At 39.4% G+C, this 20,925-nt stretch carries 17 protein-coding genes; 9 read left to right on the forward strand and 8 right to left on the reverse strand.

The window, feature by feature from the left end; all coding sequences use genetic code 11:
* Positions 1-17: 17 nt before the first annotated feature.
* The 4 genes from FGM01_RS11450 to FGM01_RS11465 form a co-directional block, all read right to left on the reverse strand.
* Positions 18-1,055: an App1 family protein gene (locus tag FGM01_RS11450; RefSeq protein ID WP_143411311.1), complete on the reverse strand. Its 1,038-nt coding sequence runs from the start codon at positions 1,053-1,055 to the stop codon at positions 18-20.
* A gap of 82 nt (positions 1,056-1,137) precedes the next feature.
* Entirely contained in the window at positions 1,138-3,561 is a 2,424-nt protein-coding gene (gene ligD, locus FGM01_RS11455; RefSeq protein WP_143411312.1) for a DNA ligase D, read from the reverse strand.
* A 3-nt stretch (positions 3,562-3,564) separates the two neighbouring features.
* Positions 3,565-4,335 (reverse strand): non-homologous end joining protein Ku, encoded by a 771-nt coding sequence (gene ku, locus FGM01_RS11460; RefSeq protein WP_143411313.1) that lies wholly within the window; start codon positions 4,333-4,335, stop codon positions 3,565-3,567.
* A gap of 1 nt (position 4,336) precedes the next feature.
* Positions 4,337-4,585, reverse strand: a complete 249-nt coding sequence (locus FGM01_RS11465) for a DUF7218 family protein (protein ID WP_143411314.1) — start codon at positions 4,583-4,585, stop codon at positions 4,337-4,339.
* Positions 4,586-4,908: 323 nt separating this feature from the next.
* Here FGM01_RS11465 and FGM01_RS11470 point away from each other — a divergent pair, with 323 nt between their 5' ends.
* Entirely contained in the window at positions 4,909-5,376 is a 468-nt protein-coding gene (locus FGM01_RS11470) for a hypothetical protein (RefSeq protein ID WP_143411315.1), read from the forward strand.
* Positions 5,377-5,432: 56 nt separating this feature from the next.
* On the opposite strand, the gene FGM01_RS11475 is transcribed toward FGM01_RS11470, so the two are convergent.
* The 4 genes from FGM01_RS11475 to FGM01_RS11490 all read right to left on the reverse strand — a co-directional run bounded on the left by FGM01_RS11475 (position 5,433) and on the right by FGM01_RS11490 (position 12,085).
* Complete coding sequence (locus FGM01_RS11475; protein ID WP_143411316.1) at positions 5,433-7,841, reverse strand: sodium-translocating pyrophosphatase; 2,409 nt, start codon at positions 7,839-7,841, stop codon at positions 5,433-5,435.
* Between the two features lie 133 nt (positions 7,842-7,974).
* On the reverse strand, positions 7,975-8,487 hold the full coding sequence (locus tag FGM01_RS11480; protein WP_143411317.1) for an inorganic diphosphatase: 513 nt from the start codon (positions 8,485-8,487) through the stop codon (positions 7,975-7,977).
* Between the two features lie 68 nt (positions 8,488-8,555).
* Positions 8,556-11,048: a DUF5686 family protein gene (locus FGM01_RS11485; protein WP_166435221.1), complete on the reverse strand. Its 2,493-nt coding sequence runs from the start codon at positions 11,046-11,048 to the stop codon at positions 8,556-8,558.
* Between the two features lie 59 nt (positions 11,049-11,107).
* Complete coding sequence (locus FGM01_RS11490; protein ID WP_143411319.1) at positions 11,108-12,085, reverse strand: pyruvate dehydrogenase complex E1 component subunit beta; 978 nt, start codon at positions 12,083-12,085, stop codon at positions 11,108-11,110.
* Positions 12,086-12,392: 307 nt separating this feature from the next.
* Here FGM01_RS11490 and FGM01_RS11495 point away from each other — a divergent pair, with 307 nt between their 5' ends.
* From FGM01_RS11495 to egtB, 8 genes are all read left to right on the forward strand, one after another.
* Positions 12,393-13,139 (forward strand): electron transfer flavoprotein subunit beta/FixA family protein, encoded by a 747-nt coding sequence (locus FGM01_RS11495; RefSeq protein ID WP_143411320.1) that lies wholly within the window; start codon positions 12,393-12,395, stop codon positions 13,137-13,139.
* 49 nt (positions 13,140-13,188) lie between these two features.
* On the forward strand, positions 13,189-14,157 hold the full coding sequence (locus tag FGM01_RS11500; protein ID WP_143411321.1) for an electron transfer flavoprotein subunit alpha/FixB family protein: 969 nt from the start codon (positions 13,189-13,191) through the stop codon (positions 14,155-14,157).
* Positions 14,158-14,242: 85 nt separating this feature from the next.
* Positions 14,243-14,869 (forward strand): bifunctional nuclease family protein, encoded by a 627-nt coding sequence (locus FGM01_RS11505; RefSeq protein ID WP_143411322.1) that lies wholly within the window; start codon positions 14,243-14,245, stop codon positions 14,867-14,869.
* 6 nt (positions 14,870-14,875) lie between these two features.
* Positions 14,876-16,582 carry a NupC/NupG family nucleoside CNT transporter gene (locus tag FGM01_RS11510; protein WP_143411323.1) on the forward strand — a complete coding sequence of 569 codons (1,707 nt, stop codon included), beginning with the start codon at positions 14,876-14,878 and terminating at the stop codon, positions 16,580-16,582.
* Positions 16,583-16,695: 113 nt separating this feature from the next.
* Positions 16,696-17,655 carry a YihY/virulence factor BrkB family protein gene (locus FGM01_RS11515; protein ID WP_143411324.1) on the forward strand — a complete coding sequence of 320 codons (960 nt, stop codon included), beginning with the start codon at positions 16,696-16,698 and terminating at the stop codon, positions 17,653-17,655.
* A 351-nt stretch (positions 17,656-18,006) separates the two neighbouring features.
* Entirely contained in the window at positions 18,007-18,831 is an 825-nt protein-coding gene (locus tag FGM01_RS11520; protein WP_143411325.1) for a thymidylate synthase, read from the forward strand.
* Positions 18,832-18,903: 72 nt separating this feature from the next.
* Positions 18,904-19,314: an energy transducer TonB gene (locus tag FGM01_RS11525; protein WP_143411326.1), complete on the forward strand. Its 411-nt coding sequence runs from the start codon at positions 18,904-18,906 to the stop codon at positions 19,312-19,314.
* A 443-nt stretch (positions 19,315-19,757) separates the two neighbouring features.
* On the forward strand, positions 19,758-20,921 hold the full coding sequence (egtB, locus tag FGM01_RS11530) for an ergothioneine biosynthesis protein EgtB (protein WP_143411327.1): 1,164 nt from the start codon (positions 19,758-19,760) through the stop codon (positions 20,919-20,921).
* The last annotated feature ends 4 nt before the right edge of the window (positions 20,922-20,925 follow it).

A 20,925-nucleotide genomic window follows, 5' to 3' on the forward strand; every position in this document is an offset into this window, starting at 1 on the left:
CGGGATCTTTTTTTTTTCTACTGAATGAAACCATTTTCACGGGCGTGCTTTTCGGCTTCGGTAGAATTTTCAGCCATAAGTACCGGTACAGTATCAAAATTATCTATTAAGCTACGCACCCTTGCCATTTGCTTTTTATGCTTCACGCTTCGAAGGTAAATCGCCAGGATCCTGTCTGAGTACTGTGCGGCGATATCAGTGTATATACTTGCATCATGCTCTCCACTATCCCCTATCAAGATAAATTTCATATCAGGATAGGTTTTTAAAATATTGGTGATCTCCTTTTGCTTATGAGGTTTTTCAGGTTTCAGAGTTCTATCGAATGGAGTGACAAAATCTCTTAAAAGAATTGGCCCTTTAGGAAAGCCATTATGGTCTAAAAATAGTTTAAGGTATTCGTAAAGGTTCCAGGGACTGTTGCTTAAATAAAAAATAGGGTTTTTGGATTCTTTCTTAACACCCTCATGTAATTTTTGATAGAGACCCGGAGCACCTTTAAAAGAAATCCTTTCATAGGCATTGGTTAAAAGTGAATTTTTGAGCAGACGTAGTTTTAAAAATGAGGTCACCCCCGTTTGTAAAATTGTATCATCAATATCACTAATAACACCATATTCAGCATCTACCTGAGGCACCAGAAATTCACCTATGGCGGGATCATTCAATAATTCAGTTTTTGGAGCGAGGTTATTTTTATAATAAATTTCATATTCTAACCAGCCTTCCCGGTCTGCATGTTCGGCTAAATTCTTTTCAATAGTTTTATCAAAAATAAAATAGCCTTCATCATTTGTAGTTCCCGTGAGATTAACTTTATCCCGCAGTATCAATTGCATCTTGGCATCGGGAATCTCGAAACTATCAAATTGCTTCCAGGTATTTTTAATCGTTTTCCACAGAGATTGGTCTTTAATGATATGTAAAGGTTCATTATCCAGAACCCGGCCTTTTATATATAAATGGGAATAAGTACCGTAACTTCTATAAGGCAAAATATAAACCTGATCCAGATTTTTATACCTGCCAAGTACTTTTTTGAAACGTTTTCGCATTAAGGTGGTTAGTTTTTTTCAAGTTAGTTTTTATTGCAAAAATTCTTTTAGGAGTTCCCCAGATTTAGGGAATATTTAATATTTACAGGCGGTTAAGGCGTTCCAACGCTGCCTCCATATCAATATTACCAGATAAAACACCCTGGAAAAGATCCCCTTTATCCTGCAATCTCGCCGGCATGTTCTGAATATTAAAATCCTTAATTCTCAAGTCTGTATTTAACTCATCCCATTGTATAGGGGCAGATACCGGCGCTCCAGGTCTAGGTCTCACACAATAGGCAGAAGCTAAAGTCTGTCCACGACGGTTCTGCAAATAATCCAGGTAAATCTTTCCATTTCTCTTTTTTAGTGCGCGCTCCATCGTAGTCAAATCCCTGGTGCGCTCATTAATAAAATAACAAAGTAGCTTAATAAAATCCCTGGCTTCGTCATAACTGTATTTTGCATTTAAGGGAATATAAATATGCAGTCCGCTGGAACCACTGGTTTTACAAAAAGCAGGAATATCTGCAGCATCCAGAATTTCTTTGGATACCTGAGCCACTTCTATAACCTGCTTAAAAGTATTCTTTGGCGAAGGATCCAGGTCTATTACAGCATAATCTGGTGAATCCAGCTCATTAATTTTTGAGTTCCAGGGATTTAGTTCTATACAACCAAGATTGGCCATATATAAAAGACTGGCCTCATCCTGACAAAGCAGGTAGTCAATATCCCTTTTTGAAGATGCTGAATAGATCTTAAAGGTGTTCAACCATTTTGCAAGTAAGCCTTCATTGTCCTTTTGATAAAACCCCGGTTTGTTGATCCCGTTTGGATGCCGGTGTAAATTCTGGGGACGGTCTATTAAATACGGCAGGATATAATCAGAAACATGAAGGTAATAATCAATAAGGTCATATTTTCTAAGGCCGGAATCCGGCCAGTATATTTTTTCCAGATTGGTAATATTTACTTTACGACCGCCAATCTCCAGAGAGTTGGATGATATGGATACCGGCGTATCCTGGGTTTGGTCGGCCTGATTCTCCTTTGTTACCTCGGTAATTTCTTTGTCTTCCCTTAAACCCTTAAATATCGGATGCCTCATTTTTCCGGTCCTGGTCCATTCAGAAAAACGAACCTCGCAGATTAATTGTGGATTAACCCAATGGGCAATTCTCCCCTTTAAGTTTATCTTTTCCTCAAAAGGACTCCTTCCGGTTTTAGAAGACTGAAGTTTTTCAAGAATATCCTTTTGATCTTTTGCCGAAAATCCCGTTCCAACGTTACCTATATATTCAAGTTTACCATTTTTATACATTCCAAGTATGAGGGAACCGAACAAAGCTCCCTTACTTTCGGTATATCCACAGATAAGCGCCTCCTGACTTTCAAAAGCTTTCACCTTTAACCAGTTCTCAGAGCGGTATCCCGGCACATAAGTTGAACTGGCTTTTTTAGCAATAATTCCTTCCATGCCTGCTTCAATTGCTTTTTCATAAAAAGCAGTACCCATAGTTTCAATATGATCGCAATAAAGACTAAGACTTGTATCCTGAAGAATTTCCGGGATCAGACTTTTTCTATCCAATAAGGGAAGGTCGAGCATACTATGACCATTCAGGTAAAGCATATCAAAAACATAATATTTCAGTTCATATCCCGAGGATTCAGAATAATTCTGTAATTCCTGAAAAGCAGGTAATCCTTTTTCATTCAATGCCACAACCTCCCCGTCCAGGATGACTTCATGGGGAATAGATTGCAGGTCCCGCACCAGATCTGGAAACCTGGAATCATAAGAAATTCCGTTTCGTGAAGTCAGGGAAACCTTAGAATTTTCAATATGAGCGATCATTCGGTAACCATCCCATTTCAATTCGTAGATCCAGTCGGGATGATTAAAAATTTTTTTAGCTGTAGTGGCCAGCATAGGTTTGATTACGGCCCTAGGATCCAGCTTCTTAACTTTGGGGTCAATTCTGTTTTCTTCGGTAATATCTCCACGATAATCTTCGGCATCATATAAGAGATCAGTAGAATAGGTGTCTTTTTTCTTTATGAGTAACCAATGATTCTGCTGGCCTTCCCTTTCTGTTTTTAACAGGGCAAATTCCCCTTTAACCTTCTCTCCACGGAACAAAAGTTTGAGATTGCCTTCCTTATATTGTTGGGATAATGATTTTTCACTAATTGCAGATCTGAAAGTTCCGGAATCCCAGATCTTCATTTTGCCAGCGCCATAGTTTCCTTTGGGTATTACACCTTCAAATGTGAGGTATTTGATGGGGTGATCTTCAGTTTGTACTGCCAGGCGTTTATCACCGGGGTTCATTGAAGGACCTTTGGGAACTGCCCAGCTTTTAAGAACTCCTTCCATTTCTAAACGCAGATCATAATGTAACCTGCTGGCTCGATGTCTTTGAAAAACGAACCTGTGTTTATCAGATTTGTCATAATCGCCGCCAGGTTCTGGAGTATCAGAGAAATTTCTCTTTTTTATATACTCATCTAATCCCATTTATCAGGAAGCCTTTTTCTTTTTTTCCAGACTTGCTTTAAGTTGCGCCATAAGATCCTTGGCCGGAGTAGGTTTGCTTTCGAATTTCTCCGGTTTTGCTATTTTCCCCGTAGCTTTAGAATTGATGATCTTCATTAATTGATCATTATAGACATCTTTATATTTATCGAAATCGAAATCTGAAGTATACTGCTCGATCAGGGATACTGCCATATCTACCTCCTTCTTACTGATTTTGGTATCTGGTAATTTAAGATCGCCCGGATCTCTGATTTCATCCACGAACCTTATCACATGTAAAACGAGGGCATTTTTGTATACCCCGATTAAACTTAAATGTTCTTTTTGCCGCATCACAAAAGTAGCAACACCCAGCTTGCCGGTTTTCTTTAAGGCATCCCGTAAGAGATTATAAGACTTACCCCCTTCCTTCTGTGGTTCCAGAAAGTATGGTTTCTTAAATAAAACATCGGCAACCTCAGCTTCATCTATAAATTCCTCGATATCTATGGTTTTACTTTTCTTCATATTCGCCTGCTCAAAATCTTCTTTTTCAAGCACGACATAATCCTCATCCTTTTTAAAACCCTTTACGATATCTTTCCATTCCACTTCTTTACCTGTGTCTTCATTTACACGTTTATACCGTATGCGTGCATTATCCCTTCTATCCAGCATATCAAGATCCAGTTTCCTGTCTTCTGAACCTGAATACATCTTGATAGGGATAGAAACCAACCCGAAGCTAATTGAACCATTCCAGATCGATCTCATCTTAGTGATTTCTTAAGGCTTCTATTAATTCATCCTTAGTCATGTCACCTCTGCCCTCTATTCCAATTTCTTTGGCTTTTTCGTATAATTCTTCCTTAGTTCTATCTTCATATTTTGAAGCCTTGCCACCTTTCTTTCCGGAATTTGGATCATTGGCGATCCTAGCAGCTTTTTCCCTGCTCATGCCCTCATCGACCAATTTCTCATACTGTTCATCATTTTTAATACTTGGACCGTGATCTTTTGCCATTTTTATGCGTTTTAGTTACTCTTTAAAACTACGATTTTAGTCCCTAAAGCGTTAGGTTTAAAAACCTGATTAACTAGAGTTTAACTATGAATTTTAACAACTTTAAACATTCCTTAAGAGCATGTTAAAGTCAATACTTCTGGAAAACTGTATAGCCACTGAATTAGGGGGAAGCCGTAACTTAAAACGAACTGTCAAAATTATTAAAATCAGTTAATTAGGTTAAATTTTTAGTTCGATTGAAAGTCTGAAACTATATTTACTGCCTAACTGAATTCCTTACAAAATGTAATTTATAAACCAACTTACTGGAGGAAAAAATCATGCGAACAGTTGAGAAGAAGAGAACCATTGAATTGCTGGAAAAACTGAGAGTATTTAACAAAAAGAGCGCTTACATTTATAAGATTACCATGGAACGGGAAAAACGTTTGCTCTTAAAAAATATGTATTATAAACTGTATGAGCAGAAAGTAAAATTTCTTGAAGAAATCGAGGACACTATAGAACAGCTAAAAAAAGAAATATCACCTCTTAAGGATCCAAAATTACTTTCGTTTTACCAGAGAAGGAAATGTATTTTAGGCAAAAATTACCTGAAATATAAATTGAGGCTTCGTTTTGCTGATATTCAGAAAAGGGAATTAAAAGGCTTCGAAAAATACCAGAAATATCTTTCTAAAACCAGTCATGCCTGTGTACGGGAACTATTTTTGGATCATAAGCATAAAATAAAAGAGAACCTCAACCAAATGCAGGTTTCCTCGGTTATGAAATTCCCTATCGCCTAAAAAGAAAAACTCCGCTCAAAAAGCGGAGTTCTTATTTTTCATTTAAGGACTAAAGTCTATTTCAAAGCATCTACTTTAGCTTTAACTTCTTCCTCGGTTCCTTTAAAAGTATATTCTTTGGATTCAGAAGCGCCATCTTTCGTGGTAATAACTTCTACATCTGCCACCGTTTGCCCATCTTCAGTATACATATCCACTTTCATCTCTTTTTCAACCAGTACTTCAGAAGACTGCACCACGGCAGTTTCTTCAAGATTAGGAATATCACCCTCAGTATGTCCACCCAAAATCGGGGCCAGAACTAAGCCGATCAAACAGGTTAGTTTAATTAGAATATTCATGGATGGCCCGGAAGTATCTTTAAATGGATCTCCCACGGTATCACCTGTAACGGCAGCTTTGTGAGCATCTGAACCCTTGTAGGTCATTTCACCATTGATCATCACACCAGCCTCAAAAGACTTTTTTGCATTGTCCCATGCCCCTCCGGCATTGTTCTGAAAGATCGCCCATAATACACCACTAACCGTTACTCCGGCCATATATCCACCTAGCATTTCGGCAATTAACATATTTTCGTATCCAAAGATCTTCGGCAGGAAAGCGATCAAAATCGGGAATCCAATGGTTATCACACCCGGTAAAAGCATTTCCTTAAGCGCAGCTTCCGTAGATATAGCAACACATTTATCATATTCAGGCTTTCCGGTTCCTTCCATGATACCTGGAATTTCTTTAAACTGCCTTCTAACTTCGCGCACCATTTGCATGGCTGCTTTTCCAACAGAGCTCATCGCTAATGCTGAAAATACTACCGGAACCATTCCACCAATAAATAGCATTGCCAGTACAGGTGCTTTGAATATATTGATCCCGTCTATACCGGTGAAAGTCACATAAGCTGCAAAAAGAGCCAGTGAAGTAAGCGCTGCAGATGCGATCGCGAATCCTTTACCGGTAGCGGCAGTAGTATTTCCTACTGAATCCAGAATATCTGTACGCTCTCTAACTATTGGTTCCTGATCGCTCATTTCTGCAATACCACCCGCATTATCTGCGATAGGTCCAAAAGCATCAATGGCCAGCTGCATGGCTGTAGTGGCCATCATAGCAGAAGCAGCAAGTGCTACACCATAGAAACCTGCAAAAGCATAAGATGCCCAGATCGCAATAGCAAATAATAAAATTGAGTAGAACGTAGAGATCATACCGGTGGAAAGTCCTGCGATTATATTGGTCGCCGCCCCTGTACTTGAATTCTGAACGATACTCATTACCGGTTTTTTACCAAGCCCGGTATAGTATTCGGTAACGGCTGAGATCACTCCTCCTACGATTATTCCTACTAAAGAGGCATAAAAAACGTTTAGAGAGCTAATCGTTTTCATTTCGAAACCTGCTTCACCCCCAACAAAGAATCCCATGGTCATGGAATTTGCCGGAAGCATCCAGGTTACCAGGAAATAACTGGCAATAGCCACTAAAATAATAGAAACCCAGTTCCCGATATTCAGTGCCTTTTGAACCTCGGCTTCTTTGGCGTCATTGGAACTTATTCTTACCAGTAAGGTACCAATGATAGAAATGATAATTCCCGCACCGGAAATGGCCATAGGTAAAAGAATTGGTCCTATTCCGCCGAAACCTTCCGCAGTAATATCACCTCCCATATCCTTAATAATATAGTTACCAAGAACCATCGCGGCAAGGACAGTCGCTACATAACTACCAAAAAGATCGGCTCCCATCCCGGCCACATCCCCAACATTGTCACCAACATTATCTGCGATCGTAGCAGGATTCCGCGGATCATCCTCTGGGATTCCAGCTTCCACTTTACCTACAAGGTCGGCTCCAACATCTGCCGCCTTGGTATAGATACCTCCACCCACACGGGCAAAAAGAGCGATGGATTCTGCGCCTAAAGAGAAACCTGCCAGAGTTTCCAGCACTATGGTCATTTGATCTGTATTGGTCCATTCTCCACCCATGAAATAATGGAAAAAGAGGATAAAGAATCCTGTAAGACCTAAAACTGCGAGACCGGCAACCCCAAGTCCCATTACTGTTCCACCACCAAAAGAGATATTCAGGGCTTTAGGTAAACTGGTACGTGCAGCCTGGGTGGTACGCACGTTTGTTTGGGTTGCGATCTTCATTCCCATATTTCCTGCGAGGGCAGAAAAGAATGCTCCAAAAATGAATGCAACAATAATTAGATAATGTGTAGTTGGGACGAAATAAGCAATTGCAGCCAGAGCGATACTGGCGCCGACCACGAAGATGGCCAATAATTTATATTCTGCATTTAAAAAGGCCAGGGCGCCTTCATAGATATGGTTTGAAATATCTTTCATTTTTCCGTCTCCGGCATCCTGTTTCATGACCCAGGATCTTTTGACCCACATAAAAATGAGTCCGATTATCGCCAGTACTACTGGCATATAAATCATTATTGCTTCCATATATTAGCTAGGTTAATTTGTTAATAAATTATTAATGCCCGCTAATGTAGTAAAATTGGCAATAATTAAAAAAGCAATAACTTTTTAAGGTTATTGCTTTTAATTTCTCAAAATAAAGGGAGAATATTTATGATTATATACCGAAGCGTGATTTATCGCCTTCATAATTCTCAAAACGCTCTACGCATTGTCTGATAATCTCTCTGGCTTCTTCTGCATCACCGAAATCTCCGGTATCCACTTTTTTCTTTTCAAGATCTTTATATACTTTAAAGAAATGCTCGATCTCCTTAATCATGTGACCGTTCAATTCTTTAAGATCGTTTAGCCTGTTCCAGATAGGATCTGAAACCGGTACACAGATAATCTTCTCATCCGGTCCTTTTTCATCGGCCATATGGAATACACCAATAGGTTTTACCTCCATTACAATCCCCGGGAATGTTGGTTCTGAAACCAATACCAGTACATCCAAAGGATCCTGATCCAAAGCTAAAGTGTTAGGAATGAAGCCATAATCTGCAGGATACATCATCGAAGAGAAGATCATCCTGTCGTAGCGAACTTTTTTCAGTTCAAAATCATATTCGTATTTGTTTCTACTCCCTTTTGGGATCTCGATCAATACATCAAAAGTATCAGACATTTTTCTTTGTTTTCTTCATTAAAATTAAGGGCTGCAAATATAGTTATTTCTGATTGTTAAATCATTAACTAAAAGTGAAATCCGAAATCAATTGTAAATGCCATAGATCTGGCGTCTGGATTCTGGAAATAGTTACCTCTGAAGTGCACATCAAACCTCATCACTTTTAAGATATTTCCTATACCTACACTGTATTCGTAAAAGGGATCGGAATCTGGAGCTGTTAGTGGCAAACCGGAAGCATCTATCTTTTTACTTTCTTCTGAGATGTCTCCGTAAACTGCCCTAAAGCCAATTAATTCCCGTAGATCGAGTTCTCTTAGAAGAGGTATCCTGGAAAAAATCCTACCGTTAAAATTATGGCCAATATGAATTGCAGAATAACTATCGGTTACGAACTCATAGAAATCAAGGGTGGGAAATGTATTATAAAGTTCAAAATAGGTCTGGTTTCCGGGAACCACACTTAAAAGCCCTAAAGGTACAGCGCCAAAGGTCTTACCTGCTTCCAGGCTAATATTTGAGAACCCTACGCCCCCGATTAGCAATGGCTGATTATAAAAGAATTGGATTTTTTTGTAGTCGAAATCACTATCAAACACGTCTTTAACGCCCAGGCTGTAATTGAGGAACAGTGTTGGAAAATCCTCTTCATTCACCACATTCCTTTCCACCCCATACCCGGAGACCTTTCTACCCGGCATCCAGGTAAGTATAGTAGAGAATTCAGTCTGGTGAATTTCTGAAGCGATTTCAGTTCTTTCCTCATTTACATAATAATCCAGGCTGAAATCTGGGGAAGCCGGACTAAGCTCGCGATAATTCGCACCAAATCTTACCGTAAAATTCTTGAGAGGTTCCATTTCTACAGAAAAAACACTCAGGTTGATACTACTTAATTTATCGGTATCTCCAATATTCAAAAGGGAGGATGAGGCAAGACTGCGTCCCAGAACATCTGTAGAATTGGTAAGGCTGGTTCCAAGTTGCTCCACATCTCTTCTGTTTCCGCCACTAATGATCAATCGTGATTTAGGATCCAGCAATACCTTTCCCGATATGCCATATTTAAATTTCTGATCTTTGAAACCATAAGCACCGTATGCTTCAATTCGCCAGGGATCGCTCTGGCCAAAATAGGTACGCCCTCCAAATCTCGTTCTCACCCCCTCCACATCGTTGAAACCAAACGTGGAATAGATCGGGCCATAATCCCAGCCATCAAACTCAACATATCCGGATTGTACGATCGTGGCGACATTGTAAAGCCGGTTAAATGCTTTTGTCTTGGTAAGACTATCCAGCATTATATAAATACCTTCTTCATCCTCGTTCAGTTTTTCCAGACGGTTTGCAGACCAGAATTCCTCGCTTTGGTTGTATGCCTGCGATTGCGGGTTATAAACTGGTTGCTGATAAAATGAAGCCGGTCGCTTATTATTAAACTCATATTCATCATAAAGCATGGTACGCTTGGCATAAACACCCCGGGAACTTTTCTTTTTGTTTAAGCCGAAATCTGCCATAAAAAAGTCCCTGGTGATGAGGAATACCGAATCACTTAGAACTTTGAAATCCTGCTCAATATAAACCTGTTTGATCCAGTTAATATTTACATCTTTCGTAGTCTCCAGGTTTATATTTTTGACTGCCCAGGTTGTATCATTCACCCAGAAATCACCTTTAAAAGTTAGTTCATTTTCTCGGCGGGGATAATAAACAATGTTGTAACACCACTTATTATCTACATATGCACTGTCCGATAATATATAATTATATGTATCTATCCCGGTTGTTGAGATAGGACTTACAAAACTCTTATCAAAAAATTTTATGTAGTTCTTATATATGTCATAATCATCATAGATATCCTTTACAAAATCAATAAGGTTCCTGTTCTGGTTAAATCCGGAATTTTTATTTCCCAGCAACACTTCTTTTTCTTCATTCAGAATATTATCGCCGTAGACCTTATTTACAGACTCATTGATAAACATTGGCAGGTAAGTTTTCCCGGTAACTTTATTAGTATCGGCATAGTCGAAGATGAACTCCATCCCGTTGAAGATCCTGCTATTAATGAGTGTACTGTCTATAGTATTTATATCGAACTCCAGTTTTTCGTATTCCTTATATGAATATTGATCGAAAGCTCTTATTCCGTTACTTCGCCGGTTGGCCCAGACCTTTTTGAGAATATCTATGGCAGGATTGTTCTTCTTGGAGGTCTTTCCGCGATAGATGACCACCTCTTCCAAAGTAGAAGCAGATTCTTCCAGGGTAATTTCCATATTTAGATTCACCCTGGAATCTAAAGGAATTCTCAAAGTCTCATAACCTATAAAGGAGACCACAAGGGTATCAAAATTGTCGTCGGCCTGCAGATAGAACTCTCCTTCCTCATTAGTAGTGGTACCGGTAGTGGAATTCGCAAAGACCACATTGGCAAAGGGTACTGTTTTTCCCGTGTTGTCGTTAACCACGCCTCCCACCTTCGTCTGTGCATTTAGACCGCTGAAACCAAAAAGAAGAATTAGGAAAAAATAAGTGTATCTGTTCATTATAGGATAAAAAAAAACTTCATCGTGAAGATGAAGTTTCAAAGATAAGTTGATTAAGCTTACTTATACATTACCTTTTTCACAGCTTTAACAACATCTTCGCTGTTTGGCAACCATTCTTCTAAAAGAACAGGTGAATAAGGAGCAGGTGTATCTGCGGTATTAAGTTTAACAATTGGAGCATCCAAATAGTCAAATGCTTTGGATTGCACCTGATAAGTGATCTCTGTAGCTACGTTTCCAAATGGCCAGGCCTCTTCCAGGATTACCAGGCGGTTGGTTTTTTTAACCGACTCCAGAATGGCATCATGATCCATTGGACGAATCGTTCTAAGATCGATGATCTCACAGGAAATATTTTCTTCTGCCAGTTGATCTGCCGCTTTATATGCTTCTTTAATGATCTTACCAAATGAAACGATGGTTACATCACTACCTTCTCTTTTAATATCTGCTTTACCTATTTCTATTAGGTATTCATCCTCGGGTACTTCGCCTTTATCTCCATACATCTGCTCGCTTTCCATAAAGATCACCGGATCGTCATCGCGTATAGCCGCTTTTAAAAGACCTTTTGCATCATAAGGATTTGAAGGAACGATCACTTTCAGGCCAGGTGTATTTGCATACCAGCTTTCGAAAGCCTGGGAGTGGGTTGCTCCTAATTGCCCTGCAGAACCTGTAGGCCCACGGAATACGATAGGGATGTTAAACTGCCCACCACTCATCTGCCTCATTTTGGCAGCATTATTTATGATCTGGTCAATTCCAACAAGAGAAAAGTTGAAGGTCATGAATTCTATTATAGGTCTGTTCCCGTTCATGGCAGAACCAACACCTATACCGGCAAAACCTAGCTCAGCAATAGGAGTATCAATAACTCTTTCAGGACCAAATTCGTCTAGCATTCCTTTGGAAGCTTTATAAGCTCCATTATATTCAGCAACTTCCTCTCCCATTAAATAGATGCTGTCATCCAGACGCATTTCCTCGCTCATCGCCTCGGCAACGGCCTCTCTAAATTGAATTGTCCTCATTATGTGATTTCTTAATTTTTATAACTGCACAGCAAAAATAGTAATTCATTAAGGTATATACCATATTTGCGGATTAAAATTTTGTCAACCCCAGAGATCGTAAAAAACGTCAAATCAGATTTAAGAGATATCTCAAAAATTGGCAGATTATTATGAACTATAATGGATTTTAGACGCAAAAGATTAAATATAACCTAAAATTCAGGGTAATTTTTTAGTCAAATTTATTATGCATGCATAGCATTTTTCGATTTAAAATACTTATCTTCGTCAGCGAAAACGATTTATTAAAAAAAGAACTTTATATATGAAAATCTTAGTATGTATTAGTCACGTGCCAGACACTACATCCAAAATCAATTTCACCGATGGTGACACTAAATTTGACACTAATGGTGTACAGTTCGTGATCAACCCGAATGATGAATTTGGTCTTACCAGAGCGATGTGGTTCAAAGAAAAACAGGGCGCGAGCGTAGATGTTGTAAATGTTGGTGGAGCAGAGACTGAGCCTACTCTTAGAAAAGCTCTAGCTATTGGTGCAGATACAGCAATTCGTGTGAACACTCCTGCTACTGATGGTTACCAGGTAGCTAAAGAACTTGCGAAAGTTGTAAAAGATGGTGGATACGACCTGGTTATTGCCGGAAGAGAATCTATAGATTACAATGGTGGAATGGTACCGGGAATGCTTGCCGGTCTTATTGATGCAAATTTTGTAAATAACTGTATAAGCCTGGAAGTAGATGGAGAAAAAGCTACTGCTATTCGTGAGATAGATGGTGGAAAAGAAACACTTACTGCTTCTCTACCATTGGTTATTGGCGGACAAAAAGGACTTGTTGAGGAAAGCGACCTTCGTATCCCTAACATGAGAGGTATCATGCAAGCTCGTAAAAAGCCATTAAACGTGGTGGAACCAGCAGATACTAATACCAAGACCGAGGCGGTAAAATTTGAAAAACCTGCTCCAAAAGGTGAGGTGAAACTTATTGATCCAGATAACCTTGACGAATTAATAGACCTGCTTCACAATGAGGCAAAGGCTATTTAATTAGAGGGTGCCGATCAAAAGGAATTTCAAAAATTAAAATCAAAGAAAAATGTCAGTTTTAGTATATATAGAATCAGAAGAAGGAAAATTCAAGAAAGCATCCTACGAAGTTGCGTCTTATGCCCATGAAGTTGCAGAAATGATGGGCTCATCGGTTACAGCAGTGACCTTTAACGCAGATGATGTTTCAGAACTTGGTAACTACGGTGTAAACAAAGTTTTAAAAATAAGCAACGACAAGCTTAAGAATTTTAATGCCGAAGCTTATGCAGATGCTCTTAAGCAGGCTGCAGAAAAAGAGGACTCTAAAGTAGTTGTACTTAGCCAGAGCGCTAACAGTAAATATCTTGCTCCATTATTAGCCGTTCAACTTGAAGCAGGTTATGCTTCCAACGTGGTGGCACTACCTGAGAGCACAGATCCTTTTACTGTAAAGAGAACTGCTTTCACCAATAAAGCATTTAGTTTCACGAAGATATCCACAGATGTAAAAGTTCTAGGATTGTCTAAAAATGCGTTCGGATTAAAAGAAGCCCAGGGAGATGCGGCGACAGAAGATTTTAACCCTAATCTGTCTGACGAAGATTTTACAGTAAATGTTGAGTCTGTAGACAAGGCTACCAATAAGGTAACCATTGCCGACGCTGAAGTTGTAGTTTCTGGGGGACGTGGTCTAAAAGGACCTGAGAACTGGGGTATGATCGAAGAAATGGCCGATATTTTAGGTGCGGCAACAGCTTGTTCCAAGCCGGTAAGTGATATGGGATGGAGACCACATAGTGAGCACGTGGGACAAACAGGAAAACCTGTAGCCTCCAACCTTTATATTGCAATTGGTGTATCTGGAGCCATTCAGCATTTAGCCGGGATCAACGCCGCTAAAACTAAAGTAGTAATCAATAATGATCCAGAAGCTCCATTCTTTAAGGCTGCAGATTACGGGATTGTAGGAGACGCTTTTGAAGTGGTACCGAAGCTAAATGAAAAATTGAAGGAATTTAAAGAGAAAAACGCATAATTTTCATAAATTGCGACCCATAAAGGGGCTGTCTAAATATGGTAAATGTCCTTATTTTAGACAGCCTTTTTAATTTTACTGAAGTATGAGTTTAGTGCGACTGAACATCAAGGGAATATCTTATAGTCAAACACAAAACGGAGCTTACGCATTGATTCTCAACGAAGTTGGGGGTGAGCGTAAATTACCTATTGTGATCGGTGCATTCGAGGCACAATCTATTGCAATAGCTCTGGAAAAGGAGATAAAACCTCCCCGACCCCTTACCCATGACCTTTTTAAAAATTTTTCAGATAGGTTTGAGATCGTTGTAAAACAGGTCATTATCCATAAATTGGTTGATGGCGTTTTTTATTCCAGCCTCATTTGCGAACGGGAAGGTATAGAAGAGATTATTGACGCACGCACCAGTGACGCCATCGCATTGGCCCTTAGGTTCGATGCTCCTATATTCACCTATAAAAATATCCTGGACAAAGCCGGTATTTACCTCAAGGCCGAAGAAAAACAGCGGGAACAAGAGAAGAAAGAGGAAGAAGAAATCATAGAAGAGGAACTTTTAAAAGAAGAGATCGACCTCAAATCTGAAGAAACTTCCGACTATAAAAAAATGTCTCTCGAAGAATTAAAGGAACTACTTTCCCAAGCTGTTAGTCAGGAAGATTATGAAAAAGCGGCCCGCATCAGGGACGAAATTTCCAAAAGAAAATAACCCGAAATGAACAAAATCTGGTGTTGCCTAACACTGATCGTATTTTTTATTACATCAGCCTCAGCTCAAACTATTTCTAAAAACTGGCAACTAGATTCTACCGGGGATAATCCCGGGCAGGAACAGCTTTTTGGAAATTCTACAGAACTCAATTTCAAAGAAGGCAGGTTCGAATTTATTGATAAAGAAAGAAGCAACATAGTAGCTTCCGGAGATTATTTATATCAAAACAAGCTTCTGGTATTATTTTACAATAACCCAAAAGATTCTATTCAAAATCTGAGGGTTTCTGAGCTCACAGATTCTACCATGACTATTTCTTCAAAGGGAAATATGCTCAGCCTGAAAGCAATATCACCTACCGTAGAAGAAGTTATCCCGGCAACTATAGCAAAAAAGATGATACCCAGCCAGGGAATTAGCACCTCAAGCTTAATACGAGGCATCATAGGTATGATGGTACTAATCCTCATAGCCTTTTTATTCAGCAGTAACAGAAAAGCCATTAACTGGAAAACCGTAGGATTGGGCATTACGGCACAGTTAGTCCTGGCAATCGGGGTCCTAAAGATCACCGTAGTACAGAATATCTTTGAATTTGTTGGAAATATTTTTGTCTTGATCCTTGATTTTACCGCAGCGGGAAGTGAGTTTTTGCTAGGTGGTATGATGGATGTGGATAGTTTTGGATTTATCTTTTTATTTCAGGTTTTACCAACGATTATTTTCTTTTCGGCATTAACCTCGGTACTGTTTTATTTAGGAGTCATACAGATCGTAGTTAAAGGAATGGCCTGGGTATTAACCAAATTACTGGGCATTTCGGGACCTGAAAGTTTAAGTGTCGCCGGTAATATCTTCCTGGGACAAACCGAAGCCCCTCTTATGATAAAGGCATACCTGGAAAGAATGACCCGGTCTGAGATCCTTTTAGTGATGGTTGGTGGAATGGCTACGGTGGCCGGTGGAGTTCTTGCCGCTTATATTGGCTTTCTTGGAGGTGATGATCCCGCACTAAGACTTCAGTTTGCGAAACACTTATTAGCAGCATCTGTTATGGCGGCTCCGGGAGCGATCGTGGTTTCCAAGATACTATACCCGCAGCAACAGGCTGTAAATACAGATGTTGAAGTTTCTTCGGAAAAGATTGGCTCCAATATACTTGACGCCATTGCCAATGGTACGACTGAAGGTTTAAAACTTGCCGCAAATGTAGCCGCAATGTTACTGGTTTTTATTGCCTTTATTGCAATGATCAATTATATACTTGGATATATTGGGGGACTAACGACCCTTAACAGCCTGATGGCAGAATATACACCTTACACTAAATTTTCACTTGAATCCATACTCGGGATCATTTTTGCGCCTCTTATGTGGGTGATTGGGGTAGCCAAGGAAGACATGATGCTAATGGGACAATTGTTAGGTATAAAACTGGCTGCTAGTGAATTTGTAGGTTATGTGCAATTGGCAGATCTTAAAAATCCTGCTAACGCTCTTAGTCTGAATTACGAAAAATCTGTTATCATGGCTACTTACATGCTTTGTGGATTCGCAAATTTCGCATCCATCGGTATTCAAATAGGTGGAATTGGTTCCCTGGCTCCGGGCCAGCGAAGAACACTTTCAGAATTTGGCATGAAGGCTCTGATAGGTGGTACACTTGCCTCTCTTCTCTCTGCAACTATTGCAGGAATGATCATAGGATAGGTAACTTTTCTTAAACTTTTCTCAAAAATACCTCCGGAAACAGGAAGGTGGGCATGATTTACTTTTAAACTTCTTATATTCTTAAATAATATATAAGTGTTTAAAATAATCTCATGAGTACCACAAAACAGAATAAGGGAGTTTATGCCGAAAAGCCCAGGGAAATCCCTGCGACAGGCTGGAAACAAATAGGAAAAAGAGTTTTTAATCAACTTTCTGCAGATCACGTTCAGATCGTGGCTGCGGGAATTGCCTTTTATTTTTTCCTGGCTCTTTTTCCTGCGATCATAGCGATGATCAATATCTATAGCCTGGTAATAGACCCATCCCAGATCAGGGAGCAATTTTCAGCCTTAGATAATATTCTACCCGCTCAGGCCTACGAGATCATCACCGGTATCCTGGAACCAATTTTAAACAAACCAGCCTCGACTTTAGGCTGGAGCCTGCTAATTAGTATAATGGTTAGTTTATGGAGTGCCAATAAAGGTACCTCGGCTCTCTTCGAAGGTATTAATATCGCCTATGATGAAAAGGACGAGCGAGGTTTCCTGAAAAAAACTGGTATTACTTTTCTGTTTACCATAGGTGCGATCTTTATGGGCTTGTTAAGCCTGATGCTTTTAATTTTTTACCCGGCCTTTATAGATAAGATTGGTCTTCCCGCAGGCCTGGAATCCTTTATAGATTGGGGTAGATGGTTCCTCATCGCTTTTCTTTTTATTGCCGCATTGGGCTTATTATATAAAAATGCTCCAGACCGCGATGATCCTGAATTTAAATGGGTTTCCTGGGGAGCTGTTTTAAGCACTATTCTATGGATTGGCGGTTCCCTTCTATTCTCCTGGTATGTGGAAAGCTTTGGAAACTATGACAAAGTTTACGGAAGTTTTGCCGCGGTGATCATTCTGATGCTCTGGCTTTTCATTACTGCTTTTATAATTCTGCTTGGAGCAGAGATCAATAGCGAAATGGAACACCAAACCAGGAAAGATACTACCGTAGGAGAAGATGAACCTATGGGCCAGAGAGATGCTTATCATGCAGATAATCTACCTGATAACCTGAAGTAAAAGGTTTTTCATGGCATTAAATAACCTAAGATGAATTTAAAAACCCATCTCACTCTAAAAAAATTTTTGATAAGAAGATAGTATTATGGATCATGCCTATCTTCGGGTCCCGAAATTTAATGAAGCTTTTCACTAATCACCATTTTAAAAGAATTTGTGCCATTCTTGAGTTCCGCCGCTTTTTAGGTTAGCATCTTCAGGCTTAGTTAATTACCAATTTTTTTGAAAAAGCCGGAGTTATAATGTTCATATTTATAGATTTAGCGTTAATAAGTCCTTTAAAATCCTAATGAAATCTAAAGGAATAAACCGGAGGTATTTATTATTTTAGGCAATTGGAAACCAATTGATATGAAACAATACCACGACCTTTTAAAACATGTACTAGAGCATGGAGCACAAAAAGGTGACCGTACCGGCACCGGCACCAAAAGTGTATTTGGATACCAGATGCGCTTTGACCTGAGTGATGGATTTCCCATGGTCACTACTAAAAAATTGCATTTAAAATCCATAATTCATGAACTATTATGGTTTCTAAAAGGAGATACCAATATTGAATATTTAAAGGAAAACGGGGTAAGGATCTGGAATGAATGGGCAGATGAAAATGGTGACCTGGGCCCGGTTTACGGTCATCAATGGAGAAACTGGAACTCTGAGGAAATAGACCAGATAAAGGAAATTGTGGAAACCTTAAAAAAGAACCCAAATAGTCGCAGAATGCTGGTTTCTGCCTGGAACCCTTCGGTATTACCAGATACTTCCGTTTCATTCGCAGAGAATGTAGCAAATGGAAAAGCTGCGCTTCCTCCCTGCCATGCCTTTTTTCAATTCTATGTTGCAGACGGGAAATTATCCTGCCAGCTTTATCAAAGAAGCGCTGATATCTTTCTGGGAGTACCTTTTAACATCGCTTCCTATGCCCTGCTCACCATGATGATGGCGCAGGTTTGCGGATATGAAGCAGGGGATTTTATACATACCTTCGGGGATGCTCACATTTACAGTAACCATATGGAACAGGTGGAGCTGCAATTGAGCCGTGAACCGAGACCTTTACCAACCATGAAACTCAACCCTGAAATTAAAGATATTTTTGATTTTACATTTGAAGATTTTACTTTAGAAAATTATGATCCTTATCCTGGCATAAAGGCCAGCGTGGCCGTTTAATTTCAAATTATTAAAATCTGGAAATTGCAGCGGTTATTAAAATAACTATTAGAATAAATTAAAAATTCAATTATGAAAAAACTATTGATAATCGCTTTTCTCTTCAGCGCCATTTCAGGATTTGCGCAGGAAGATGTAGATGTGGATGGAAATAAAGTAACTATGCGGGAGACCGCTCCGGTATGGAAAGGTTGTGAAGATAATGCAGATCAAAAAGCCTGTTTTAACAAAATGCTTATGCAGCATATCCGTGAAAACATTAAATACTCGAAGAATGCCAAAGGCGAATATATTAGAGGTAAAGCTGTGGTAAAGATGAAGGTAAATGAAGAAGGTAAAGTGGTCGTAAATTCGGTGGAAAGTAAGTACCCTGAATTGAAAAAAGAGGCGATAAGATTAATGGAGTCTATTCCAACCATGACACCGGGAAAGCTGGGAGGAAAACCAAAAGCTATTAAATACACGATCCCGATTAATTTTTAAATGCATAGACTACTCCCCGGTCTTTTTTTAGTTTTATGAACAGATGTATTTTTTTCCAGGAAAATAATTCCGGCAAAATACTCCAATATCACGAGGCAGATAAACCTCCTTATACCATTGATTGTAAGATTCCTGATCATTTTCCTGTCTTCGCTATGAGATAAATAAAATTCTTAATCGTGAATTTGATTTTGGAACCTTGAAATTAAACGCTCCATAGCAGCATAAATGATTAACATGTTCGAAAATACCAGGAAGGGCTTACCTAAATTTGAAACCGGCGCTACCTTAAATCATGAAAAGGTAAAAGTTAGCTTAAGTTTTCCCGTGAAACCTAGGATAATGTAGAAAAAGAAGTTTAACTCCAAGTTAACGACTGAAAATTCAGGCCGCTTTTAAAAAATTGTAAATTTGAGTGATACCTAAACGTATCACTTTTTTTTATGCTTTCACAACAGGATTTACTTCAACTTTTTAAAGAAACAAGAGCAGATTCAGAAAGGATATGCTCTTTCCTGGAAACCGAGGATTATGTAGTGCAGCCGGTAGAAAATGTATCTCCACCAAAATGGCATCTTGGTCATACCACCTGGTTTTTTGAGGAATTCGTGTTGAAAAAGTATTCCCCCGGTCACGAATTATATGATAAAAACACCGCTTATGTTTTCAATAGCTATTATGAAAGTGTAGGTGAAAAGGTTATACGGACCAACCGTGGTAACCTGTCCAGGCCCACGGTAGCATGGATCTATGAATTCAGAAAATATGTAACCACGAAGATGATAGACCTGCTTACCCGGAATAAGCTGGACCAGGAACCATTAAAAGTTGTTGAGATAGGCTGCCATCACGAAAAACAACACCAGGAATTACTCTATACAGACATTAAATATATCCTGGGTAACAACCCGCTTTCCCCAAAATATAACGACGAATTCAAAGAAAACAGGATCCAGGATTTTGAAAGAGAATGGATCACCGTAGAGGAGGGAGTATACGAAATTGGCCATAAATCAGATGATTTTTGTTATGACAATGAACTGGGATTGCACAAAAAGTATTTATGTGGTTTCAGTATTTCGAACAAGCTGGTTACAAACGGAGAATTTCTGGAGTTTATTGAAGCCGGTGGCTACAAAGATGTGCTTTTATGGCATGCTGAAGCCTGGGACTGGATTCAACAAAATGAGATAAATAAACCGGCTTACTGGCATAAAGTAAATAATAGCTGGAAACAATATACCTTAAACGGACTTCAGGATCTAAACCCGGATGCACCGGTTACCCATATCTCATACTACGAAGCCTTTGCTTTTGCCCAGTGGAAAGGCATGCGCCTGCCCACTGAGGAAGAATGGGAAATAGCACAGGAGAAATTCGAATGGGGCAGCCGATGGGAATGGACAGAAAGTGCTTATTCTCCCTATCCCAATTATAAGAAACCTGAAGGTGCATTAGGCGAATACAATGGTAAATTCATGGTGAATCAGAAAGTTTTAAGAGGAGCTTCCGTAGCTACTTCACGTCACCACAGCAGGTCCACCTATAGAAATTTTTTTCACCCTCAGCTCAGATGGCAATTTACAGGCTTCAGACTGGTCAAATAAAGTA

The sequence above is a fragment of the Christiangramia sabulilitoris genome, from assembly GCF_007050985.1.
Lineage (GTDB): Bacteria > Bacteroidota > Bacteroidia > Flavobacteriales > Flavobacteriaceae > Christiangramia > Christiangramia sabulilitoris.